General features: G+C 70.5%; 13 protein-coding genes. 7 read left to right on the forward strand and 6 right to left on the reverse strand.

Annotated elements, in window-relative coordinates; all coding sequences use genetic code 11:
• Positions 1-152 precede the first annotated feature (152 nt).
• Complete coding sequence (locus tag ACFXGX_RS25295; protein ID WP_384795199.1) at positions 153-596, forward strand: hypothetical protein; 444 nt, start codon at positions 153-155, stop codon at positions 594-596.
• A 30-nt stretch (positions 597-626) separates the two neighbouring features.
• Here ACFXGX_RS25295 and ACFXGX_RS25300 read toward each other — a convergent pair whose 3' ends face one another.
• Positions 627-1,262, reverse strand: a complete 636-nt coding sequence (locus tag ACFXGX_RS25300) for an ATP-binding protein (RefSeq protein WP_384795201.1) — start codon at positions 1,260-1,262, stop codon at positions 627-629.
• A 93-nt stretch (positions 1,263-1,355) separates the two neighbouring features.
• On the opposite strand from ACFXGX_RS25300, the gene ACFXGX_RS25305 reads away from it, so the two are divergent.
• From ACFXGX_RS25305 to ACFXGX_RS25315, 3 genes are all read left to right on the forward strand, one after another.
• Positions 1,356-2,210 carry a helix-turn-helix domain-containing protein gene (locus ACFXGX_RS25305; protein WP_384795203.1) on the forward strand — a complete coding sequence of 285 codons (855 nt, stop codon included), beginning with the start codon at positions 1,356-1,358 and terminating at the stop codon, positions 2,208-2,210.
• A 10-nt stretch (positions 2,211-2,220) separates the two neighbouring features.
• Complete coding sequence (locus tag ACFXGX_RS25310) at positions 2,221-2,403, forward strand: DUF397 domain-containing protein (protein WP_384795205.1); 183 nt, start codon at positions 2,221-2,223, stop codon at positions 2,401-2,403.
• 65 nt (positions 2,404-2,468) lie between these two features.
• On the forward strand, positions 2,469-4,346 hold the full coding sequence (locus ACFXGX_RS25315) for a hypothetical protein (RefSeq protein WP_384795207.1): 1,878 nt from the start codon (positions 2,469-2,471) through the stop codon (positions 4,344-4,346).
• Between the two features lie 105 nt (positions 4,347-4,451).
• Here ACFXGX_RS25315 and ACFXGX_RS25320 read toward each other — a convergent pair whose 3' ends face one another.
• The 3 genes from ACFXGX_RS25320 to ACFXGX_RS25330 are packed head-to-tail and all read right to left on the reverse strand — an operon-like array spanning position 4,452 to position 6,405.
• On the reverse strand, positions 4,452-5,330 hold the full coding sequence (locus ACFXGX_RS25320) for a transporter substrate-binding domain-containing protein (RefSeq protein WP_384795209.1): 879 nt from the start codon (positions 5,328-5,330) through the stop codon (positions 4,452-4,454).
• Complete coding sequence (locus ACFXGX_RS25325) at positions 5,327-6,067, reverse strand: hypothetical protein (protein ID WP_384795211.1); 741 nt, start codon at positions 6,065-6,067, stop codon at positions 5,327-5,329. Before ACFXGX_RS25325 ends, ACFXGX_RS25320 begins: the two co-directional genes overlap by 4 nt.
• Entirely contained in the window at positions 6,064-6,405 is a 342-nt protein-coding gene (locus ACFXGX_RS25330; protein WP_384795213.1) for a hypothetical protein, read from the reverse strand. The genes ACFXGX_RS25325 and ACFXGX_RS25330 overlap by 4 nt, the downstream gene beginning before the upstream one ends.
• 280 nt (positions 6,406-6,685) lie before the next feature.
• Between ACFXGX_RS25330 and ACFXGX_RS25335 the strand changes: the two genes are divergently transcribed.
• Positions 6,686-7,222 (forward strand): hypothetical protein, encoded by a 537-nt coding sequence (locus ACFXGX_RS25335; RefSeq protein ID WP_384795215.1) that lies wholly within the window; start codon positions 6,686-6,688, stop codon positions 7,220-7,222.
• Positions 7,223-7,338: 116 nt separating this feature from the next.
• Here the strand turns inward: ACFXGX_RS25335 and ACFXGX_RS25340 are convergent, their stop codons facing one another.
• Positions 7,339-8,070 (reverse strand): HNH endonuclease family protein, encoded by a 732-nt coding sequence (locus ACFXGX_RS25340; protein ID WP_384795217.1) that lies wholly within the window; start codon positions 8,068-8,070, stop codon positions 7,339-7,341.
• Positions 8,071-8,231: 161 nt separating this feature from the next.
• On the opposite strand from ACFXGX_RS25340, the gene ACFXGX_RS25345 reads away from it, so the two are divergent.
• Positions 8,232-8,423, forward strand: a complete 192-nt coding sequence (locus ACFXGX_RS25345; RefSeq protein WP_355771551.1) for an antitoxin — start codon at positions 8,232-8,234, stop codon at positions 8,421-8,423.
• 216 nt (positions 8,424-8,639) lie between these two features.
• Here the strand turns inward: ACFXGX_RS25345 and ACFXGX_RS25350 are convergent, their stop codons facing one another.
• Positions 8,640-9,587, reverse strand: coding sequence for a hypothetical protein (locus tag ACFXGX_RS25350; RefSeq protein ID WP_384795219.1), 948 nt, complete (start codon positions 9,585-9,587; stop codon positions 8,640-8,642).
• A gap of 105 nt (positions 9,588-9,692) precedes the next feature.
• Between ACFXGX_RS25350 and ACFXGX_RS25355 the strand changes: the two genes are divergently transcribed.
• Entirely contained in the window at positions 9,693-10,283 is a 591-nt protein-coding gene (locus ACFXGX_RS25355) for a TetR/AcrR family transcriptional regulator (RefSeq protein WP_384795221.1), read from the forward strand.
• The last annotated feature ends 57 nt before the right edge of the window (positions 10,284-10,340 follow it).

Raw genomic sequence — 10,340 nt, forward strand, 5'->3', positions numbered from 1 at the left:
TCAACTTTCCCCTGGCTTGAAACACTCCTCGGGCAATTGAGGGAATTGGGCGAGGGTCCGCGACGGGGGACCGATGGCGGCCGCGACGGCGGCCGGCGCGACCAGACCCGACGACCCGCTCGTCCCCACCCCGTCACACCAGGAGTCCACCCATGGCCATCAACGCCCGCCGCAACAGACAACTGCTGGAGACCTCGGCCCCCCTGCTGCTCCCGGGCGAGCAGGTCGAACTCACCAGTCTCGCCTCCATCGGCACGGTCTCGGTGCGCAAGCAGGCCCTCACCGCGATCGTGGTCGGCATCCTCACCCTGGGCATGGTGATGGCGACGGTCCGGCCGCGTGCGGTCTACGTCGTCCTGACGAACCAGCGGATCCTGTTCTTCGACGGCAACCGGGGCGGAAAGCCGGGCGCGTTGCTGATGAACATCGCCCGCCCGTACGTCACCGCGACCTCGGCCAAGAAGGCGTTCCTCGGCCTGAAGACCGTCACCCACCTGAGCATCGAGGGCCAGGAGGGCACGCTCAAGGTCGACTTCCCGGTCCAGACCCGCGCCGACGGCCGTGTGTTCGCCGGGGCCCTGCCGGTCACGCGCTGACGCACACCGGGGCCGCCGGGTTCCTGCCGGTCACACACTGACGCACACCGGGGCCGCCACGGTCGGCGGCCCCACCTCGCACCACAGCAGCTTGCCGCTCGTGCCGAACAGATCGTCGCCGAGCGGGTGCCCGCCCCAGGCGTCCGCGTAGTGGCGTACGAGGAAGAGCCCGCGCCCGCCGTCCGCCTCGACCGGAACGGGACCGAGTACGCCGTGCCGCTTGTCGAACGGCGGCGGGATGCGCGGGTCGGCGTCCCAGACGCTGATCCGCAGCCGGCCACCGTCGAGCGCCCGGAGCCGAAGCGTCGCGGGCCCGCCGGAGTGCCGGTAGGCGTTCGTGACGAGCTCCGAGGCCAACAACTCGGCGGCGTCGGCGATTTCAGCCATCCCATGTCCGCCGAGAACAGCCCTGAGGGTGACCCGGGCGACGCGAGGCGCGAGCGGATCATGCGGAAGCTGGAGGGCGTACGCCCAAGAGGGGGACGCATCGGACTTCTGCGGGGATACGGTGACCATGAACGCCTCCTGCGGTGGGGGTATTCGGGTTCGCTCCACTGATCCGGCCGGGCGGTGGCATGTCGCGCGAGCACGCGGGGCGCGGGGCGCTTCCGGCTTATCGGCGGGGGAGTTGAGCGACTTGGACTCCATGACCGTAGAGCGTTCCATGGACTACATTCCATGAATTGCAGGGAATGCAGTCCCTAATACCTTCGTGTGGGTGACCCACGCGCCATACGTACGAACGGGAAGTCGCCGCTCATGCCGCAGCCGAGCCCACCACCCACCGCGCGACGCCGACGGCTGGGTGTCGAGCTACGGAGACTGCGCGAGCGCGCGGACCTGTCCGCCACGCAAGCCGCCGTGCTGATGGGCGCCACGCAATCTCGGGTGAGCAACATCGAGGCCGGTCGCTACGGCGTCAGCGCGGACCGGGTACGCACCATGGCCGGCCACTACGACTGCACGGACGAGCCGCTGATCGACGCGCTCGCGGCGATGACCGGCGAGCGGCGCCGGGGCTGGTGGGAGGAGTACCGCGAGATCCTGTCACCGCGCATGCTGGACCTCACCGAGGTCGAACACCACGCCGTCGCAATCCGAGCGGCGCAGGTCATCAACATCCCAGGCCTGCTTCAGACCACGGACCACGCCCGCGCCCTGTTCGGTCACACTGTGCCCGCCCTGAAAGCCCACGCCATCGAACACCGCGTCTCGCACCGCATCAAACGCCAGGGACTGCTGCACCGCGAACAGCCGCCGCCGTATGCCGCGGTCATCCACGAGGCTGCCCTGCGCATGCGCTTCGGCGACCGCGCCACGGTCAAGGCCCAGCTCCATCACCTCAACGAGATGGGCGAACTGGACCACGTCACGATCCTCGTCGTCCTCTTCGCCGGAGGCCCGTTCCATACGTCCGGCCAGGGAATCGACTACTTCCACGGCCCGGTCCATCAGCTCGATACCGTCCAGCTCGACACCGACCATGGAGCCGAACTCATCGATGCTCCGGCCCAATTGGAACGTCAGCACCTCGCCCTGGACCGCATGCGCCAAGTCGCCCTCTCCCAGACCGAGTCCCGCGACTTCATCGCCCAACTCGCCAAGGACGTCTGAAGGAGCCCCGATGCCCGAACTGAACTGGCAGAAGTCCACCCACAGCCAGGAGGCGTCCTCCTGCGTCTATCTCGCCACCACCCCCACCGGAACGATCCTCCTCCGCGAGAGCGACGCCCCCGAAACCGTCCTCGCCACCGGGCCGCGCCAACTCGCCGCCCTGATATCCGCTCTGCGCCCGGTCCGGCGTTAGCGTCGCGGCCGCTGTCAGAGGGGGTCGGTAGGGTCGGCGCACCTGATCGATCGAGGAGCGTGCGCATGAGATCTCCGGCCGAGCTGGACGACGTCCGGTGGTCCGAACTGACCCACGCCTACGGCCCCGCCGAGGACGTACCGGAGCTGATCAGGGCGCTCTACGAGGACGACGAGGAAGCCGCCGACGAGGCGGTCTACGAGCTCTACGGCAACATCCACCACCAGGGCACGATCTACCAGGCCTCGGCGCCCGCCGTCCCCTTCCTCGCGCACGCCGCACTCCACGCGCCGCGCAAGCGCGAGGACTTGCTGATGCTGCTGGCCGTCCTCGCCGACCACGGCCCCGACTTCGCCGAGTCCCCGCACTGGCCCAGAAGTGACATCGCCGCCATCTGCGCGGAGCTGTGCGCCGTGCTCCCGGAACTGCTGCCGTGCCTGGAGGACCCCGAGCGCGGGGTACGCCGGGCGGCGCTCCGGACGGTCGCCGCCGTGGCCGACGTACTGCCGGACAAGCAGCGGGCCCTGGCCGTCGAGCAGGTCGAGGCGCTCTACGCCGACGACTCCGTACCGGCCGTACGGGCGGACGCGCTGATCGTCCTGAACCGGTTCGGCCGGACGCTGGAGCCGCTGGACAATCCGCTGCCCGAGGTCAGGCTGGCCGCCGCCCGGTTGGCCGCGGAACGGTCGGGACCTCCGTACGCACCGGAACTCGTGGAGATCTTGGCCGAGGACGGCGCCGAACCCGACCCCGGGGACGACGACTTCCCCTGGTCGGACACGACCACCCAGGAGCAGCGGCTCACCGACCTGCTCACCCAGGACCCCGACGCCGGTCTCACCGTGGCCGCCCGCTGGATCGGGGCCGGGGACTTCGGCTCACAGGGCTCCTGGCTGGCGGAAGGGATCGCCGCGAGCTGGCGCGACAAGGAGCGCGAGGTCCTGAGCCTGTCGCTGGCCGCCCTCCCCCACGCCAGGGACACGGCCGCCCTCCGCACCCGCTTCCGCGTGATCGGCCACTGGATCGACCTCCTGCCCGAGCCGGACGCCGGCCTCCGGGACGCGCTCCACCGGCACGCCGGCGCCGAGGACGAGGACGAGGACGAGAGCGCCGAACCGGCGCTCCTCGCCCTGACGCACTCCCGCGACCCGCGCGCCGTGGACCTGGTGATCGAGCGCCCCACCGCCCGGCTGCTCGAAGCGGCGGCCCTGCGCTTCCCGGAGGCGGCCCACCGGCTGATACCGGTGATACGCCGAGAGCTGGCCGCGGGCGCCACCGGGAACGACGGCATCGCCCTCATCCGGGCCCTGGACTCGTTCGGCGCCGAGGCGCGCGCGGCCCAGCCCGAGCTGATCGACTGCCTCCGGACCCGCCGCGCGGCCATCGTCGCCGCGCGCCGGCTCGGCGCCAACGCGGTGAGCACACCGGAGATCACCGGCCTGCTGCACGAAGCCACGCGGAGCACGGACGCCTCCCTGAGGGCCTCGGCGGCAGTGGCCCACCACCGCCTGACCGGCGACCCCGAAACGGCACTTCGCACCTACGAAGGGCTGCTCTCCTCCGGAGGCCAGGCCCACTGGTACCTGAGCGGTCTGGAGCCGATGGGCTGCGCGGCAGCTCCCCTGCTCCCCCGTATCGAGCCGCTGCTGGAGTCCGGCCACGACTGGACGCGCAAGGCGGCCGCCGAGGCCCACCACTGGATCACCGGCTCCCCGGACCGCGCCGTCCCCGTCCTCGCCGACCTGGTCGGCACCACCCCGGTAGGCCTCAGCGCCCTCAAGGCCCTCACCACGACGGGCCGTTCCCCGGAGGAACTCCACCCGTCCCTCCAGTCCTACGTGTCCTCCCCGAAGCGTCTCCTCACCGACACCCCCTTCTCGGGCCAGGGCCACCCGGACGAAGAACTCCGCACCGCGTCCCGACTGCTGCTCACGATCGGCTGACAGGACGAACGTAAGAAACAACCGCTGAAGCGGGGTGACACCTGCCGCGTGGGCGTACCACCGACGGCGGTCCACTCGATCGCGGCCGGCAACTTCGCTCCCGGGCTAGGAACCGATCCGGTCGCGGCACGAGTACGTGTCCAGCTGCGCGTCCCTCGGCTTGTAGCGGCTCTCCCAGTTCGGATCGGCAGCCGGGATCGAGGGAAGTTCGTTCTTGAAATCCCGGCTCCAGTCCTCCGATTTCACGTACTCCTTCAACGCCTGCTTGATGTCCGCGCAGGCTCCGCGATGCTTCTTGGGCAGCCCGACGCCGTAGTACTGGGCGTCCCCGATCGTCAGATGCGGAACGACTTCGAGGTTCTTGTGGACCTGCGTGAAGCCGTAGAGAATCAACTGGTCCGAGGAGACGGCGTCCACCGCGCCCGACAGCAGGTCGGCGACGCACTTCGACGCGTCGGAGTCCTGGACGGGCACCAGCCCCGTCGTCCTCTGGTCGATGGTCGGGGTCGAGGTCGTGCCGGTCCAGGTGCAGACCCGCTTGCCCTTGAGATCACTCATCCTCCTGACCCGCGGGCCCTTCTTGCGCACGAGGAACCCCTGGTAGGTGACCGCGTACGGCCCGGCGAAGTCATGGGCGGGAAGCCCGTTCGAACCCGTGAGCCGGGGGTTGTTGATCGAGTAGGTGGCCACGACGAGGTCGATGTGATGCTTTCCGTCGAGGTCGGTCTGCCGGTCCTCCGACGGCACGTTCTTGAAGTCGGGCGGCTTGTGGAGCGCGTCCGCGGCCAGTCGTGCGATCTTGATGTCGAACCCCGATCGCACCGCGTACGAACCGTTCTGGAATCCCGTACCTGGCTGGTCGCCCTTCACTCCGATCCGGACCTCCTCGCCGCCGGGCCATGCGTCCGATCCGCACGCGGTGGTGGTGGCGAAAGCGAGCAACGCACAGGACGTGAGAGTGATCCAGGACCGTATTCGCCTCACGGCAGCCACCATTCATCGTCGTGCAGGACGGCGGGCTCGAAGGCGAGGTCCATCAAGCACCCTTCGCCGGCGTGGATCACTACGGTCAGTTCAACGTCCCTGCGGGCCCCGTGCAGATTGATGTCCCCGGTCTGCCCGCTCATCAGCGTGACCGCCTCCGGCTTCTGCGCCATGCCGTCAACCCTGGCCGCCACCTCGGCGTGCGCCGACGCGACACACGTGCCCGTGGGGTAGTGGTCCGGCAGCGTGATGCGCACCCTCACGTGCGAGCGGGTGGGGGTCGCGACGATATCCGCGGTGATCTGATCCTTGTCGGCCAACGGCTTCTGGTGCTTCACCGTGACCGGGACGGTCAGGTCCCCGTGGTCGGCCAGCACCTTGTAGCAGCCCGCCGCGATCGAGGCGCTCAGAACAGCGCCGACGACCAGCACGAGAGACGCGGTGAACTTCTTCCTGACCCATTCGCAGGCGAACCAGAGACAGAGTGAGGCAGTGATCGCGCACAGTACGACCAGCACGCCGTAGAAGACGTGCTGCCCCGCGGATGCTTCGGGCGCCATGACTATCTCGATGACTGCGCCGGCTGCCACCACCATCAGAGCGAGGACCTGGACCCAGGAGTCCTCGACAAACGTGATGAACTGGTTTCCGCCCCCGGTGTGAGTGGGGCTCTTGTCACCGCTGTGGACGGGCTGTTGTTGTTGAAGTGCGCGAGTCGCGTTTCCGTCCGCCATCATTGATACGTGATGTGCTGATCGCCGGAACCGGTATGGGTGGGGCTCTTGTCACCGGTCGTGACGATGGACGACGGGTGGGGCGGCGCCCCCAGCTCGTCGGCGATCGCGGCCCGGTCCTCCGGCGACAGCCGCGCCAACGCGGCGGCCAATCGCTGCTCGCGGCCAGCCTCTCCTTCGCTCTCCAGCGCTTGCGTCAGTTCCGAGTCGTCGGCACGCCCCCGCCGGGACAGCACGCCCCTGACCCGCACACCGATCTGCGACCAGGGAACCTGGCTGATCAGTCCTGCCAGTGCGTTCACTCCGGCCGTGACAGCCACGGCTTCCAGATCCTCGCTCATTCTCAAATCTCCCTGTACTGCGTCCCGTTGGGGCGACCGTAGAACCAACGGGACGAACTCCATGAAATTTCGGGAGATTTACCGCTGCGCCAGGCTCATCGTGGTAACGACCATCCCGACTGCCGCCGAGTGAGCCGGCCGGGCAGGGGCGGAGAAGCGTTCGGCGTCGTCCGGGCCACTTCCACGGCGCGCGTCGAACACGACTTCGACCATGGGAACACCGCGTAACAGCTCCGCTACACAGGCACACCACGGCGGTGCGAACGCGAGCATCTCCCGCATGCACAGAACCACCTCCGCCGCCGCGTCGGCCGTCGCGCCCGTCGTCGCTCTCCTGACCCTTCTGACCGCGTGCGGCAACGCACCCGCGAAACCCCCGGCCGACGCGCACGAACCGGCGAGGGCGAGCACGCGCGCCGACGGCCGGCCCACCGCGCGCGCCGCCTTCCAGGCCATGGCCACGCACGTACGAACGGCGACTCTCACGGGAGCCGTCACGGCGGAGAGCGACCCCAACCACCTGCTCGGCCGCCCGGGCGAGTACACGTCCAAGGTCACCTTCTCGGACAGTTGGGTGCAGGCGTCCCAGGTGACCGGCGCGGACCCCGGCGCCGTCGAACGCGGCGGCGCGATCGAAGTGTTCGCCAACGCCGCGGACGCCAGGGCGCGCGCGGAGTACATCCGCGCCATCGCCAAGTCCTCCCCGGCGTTCGCCGAGTACGACTACGTCCACGGCTCGGTCCTCGTACGCGTCTCCCGCTACCTCACCCCGAAGCAGGCGGCCCAGTACGAGTCGGCCGCTACGGGACTCGGCTGAGGGCGTGGTGGCGGCACCTCGCCCCCTGCCGTTTCCGTCCCGCCGCGGGGCGGAACCGGAGGTCCCGTCGCGGGACGAAGCCAGGGCCGCCGCCGACGGGTCGAGGCCCCCTCACGTCACTTCGCGTGGAACCTCTTCGGCGCCTCGGTCGGGTTCCCGCCCGAGGGGAGCTTCTGGCCCGGGCATCCGCCCAGCACCTTCTTCATGGCCGCCTTCTCGGCGCCGGTGACCCAGAGCCCGTACTTCTTCTTCACCGCCACCTGCGCGGCGACATACGTGCAGCGGTACGCCTTGTTCGGCGGGAGCCAGGTCGCGGTGTCGCCGTCGCCCTTGCTGCGGTTGGCGCTCGCGCCGACGGCACGGAGGTTGAGCGGGTCGTTGGCCAGCGCTATCCGCTTGCTCGCGTCCCAGTACTTGGCGCCCTTCTGCCAGGCGTCCGAGAGCGCGACGAGGTGGTCGATGTCGACCAGGCTGCGCCCGCGGACGAACGTGACCTCCTCGCCGCCGTACGGATCGGGGTCGAGGACCCCGCGGGACACCCTGCACGTGCCGTCGCTGAACTTCACGGCCTTGAGGTCCCGCTTGAGGATGTCGTCACGGGTGTCGCACCGGTTCGCGTCGGTGTCGGCCCAGGCCGTGCCGAACCGCTCCCTGCTGTACCCGGTCTTGGGCGCGCGGCCCTTGACTGCCAGCGAGTCCACGGCGGTGAGCGCGGCCCCACCACCGCCGGCCGCCGTCTCCTGCGGTCCCTCCGAGCCCAGCGCGTCCTTCTTGCAGCCGCTGACCCCGGCACCCATGACGAGCACCACCAACGCGGCAGCCGCCGCCCCACCCCTCACACGCAGCACGACGCCCCTCCCCTTCGCCTCCCCGGATCCGTCCCGATCGGACGTGATTCCCGTCTGCCCAAGGTAATGGCCGCCATGCCCCTGCCATACCGGGCATCGACGGGCAAGAGGCGCACGCCGGGCGTATCGTCGATCGTGAGTCACCCCGGAAGGAGCTCTGGATGGGCATCTTCGACAAGTTCAAGAGCAACCGGGCGGCACAGGACAAAGCATCGGACATGTCCGACGCCGCCGAGAAGCAGGTCAACAAGAAGACCGGCGACAAGTACACGGACAAGGTCGACGACGCGCAGCAGAAGGCCGAAGGCGCGATGGGCATGGACCGCAACCGCGACCGGCCCCCACAGTCATAGCCGGAGCGATCCGAGCAATCCCCTCCAATCCGAGCCCCACCGCGGCATCCCCGCCGGGTGGGGCTGGGGTCGTTGACGATCCGCGGCAGGGTTTGGGGGTCGCCGGCCCTCTCCCCGCCCCGGTCGCCCGGGCCCCCGTCACGCCGGGTCGCGTCGCGCGCGTCAAAACCTCCCGATCCTTCGCGCGCGTCAAAACCTCCCGATCCTTCGCGCGCGTCAGACCTTCCCGATCCCCAGCGTCGTCTCCGACGGCAGCAGTCCCGAGCCCAGTACCGCGACCCAGAACTCGCCGAGCAGATCGGCGAGGCGGGTGACGGACTCCGGGCCGAGCGCCTGCCAGGGGGCGGCGGCGAGCCGATCGGTGTGACGCTCGACCCCGCGGCGCAGCTCACGGCCGGCCTCCGTGGCGATGCCGTCCTTGTCGACCAGGCCCCGGACGGTCAGCCGGTCCCGGGCGGCGGCCCACTCCTCGGGGCTCCAGCCCCGGCTCTCGAACCGCTCCACGGAGGCCGCGCCTATCGCCGCGAAGGAGACCAGCGATTCGGCCGGGTCGAGGTCCGCGACGAGCAGGGCCGCGAGATGACCGTCGCCGCGATGCTCGCGCAGGACCGTCGCCGCGTGCCAGAGCTGGAGATGTGAGGCCTCGGGCCAGGGCAACTCGGCGTTGGCCGCGGCGAGCTGACGGCCCGCGGTGTCCACGGCCTCGGCGGCCCGGCGGGCCAGCGCTGCGGCCTCGGCCAGCTCGGGACTGTCGACGCGGTCGCCGAGGATCGCGCGGTACGCCCGGTCGACCGCGCGCTCGCGCGCCGCGAGCACCTGCTCCGGACTCGCCGTCCGCCACGCGGACTTGATGTGCTCGTCCACCATGCGCGGGCTGAAACTGTAGAAGGCGGAGGCCACCCGTCGGCCGCCCACCGCCCCCAACGGCGCCGCGCGGTAGGGGAAGTAGCTGGGCCAGCGCTCCTCGGTCCCGTATCCGAGCGCCGCCGCCTCCTCGAAGGCCTCCGGCGCGTAGTACAGCACGGCGTGCAGGGGCTCCAGCACATGCCAGAGCTGACGCACCCGCCCGAGATCGGCACCCGCGGCGTCCGCGGACACGACCCCCTGCCCGCCCGCCTCGCCCGCTCCGCCGGTCCCACTCGTCCCGCTCACGTTCCCGGACATGACTCCACCCCTCGTCACGTATCGACACGCTCACAACTTGACACTGACAAGATTGCACCCGCCGCCCAAACTTGTCAACGACTAGATTCGGCGTACGCTGCTGTCATGGATCCCGCGAAGACCAGCGGCTCGGCTCGCCCCTACCACCACGGGGACCTGCGCCGCGCCATCCTCGGCGCCGCTCTCGACGTCATCGCCACCGAAGGGCCCTCCGCGGTGAGCCTGCGCGACCTGGCCCGCCGCGCGGGCGTCTCGCACGCGGCACCGGCACACCACTTCAAGGACCGCGTCGGCCTCCTCACGGCCATCGCGGCGGAGGGCTTCGGGCTCCTGGCGACCGCGCTCGACGACGCCGAGGACCTGCGGGACGCCGGCGTGCGCTACGTACGCTTCGCGCGGGAGCATCCCGCCCACTTCCAGGTCATGTTCGCCCCGGAGCTGCTCCGCGCGAACGACCTGGAGCTCGCGACGGCCCGGACACTCGCCGGCGGGCGGCTGCGGGCCGCCGTGTCCGCGATCCCCTCGGAGGGCCGCGGCCCCGACGCCCGCCTCGCCGGCATCGCGGCCTGGTCCCTCGCCCACGGCTTCGCCACGCTCCTGATCAGCCACAACCTGGACGGCCAGGTGGGCGGACAGGACGCGGACGAGGTCTTCCACGCCCTGACGGGCATGCTGTTCCGCTCCCCGCAGTCCTGACCGCCCACGCCCGCGGGCGGGCGCCGCCCCCGGCGCCACCGCAGGCCCCGGCGGCCG

Origin of the sequence: Streptomyces sp. NPDC059371, from assembly GCF_042751995.1 — a bacterium.
Classification (GTDB): domain Bacteria; phylum Actinomycetota; class Actinomycetes; order Streptomycetales; family Streptomycetaceae; genus Streptomyces.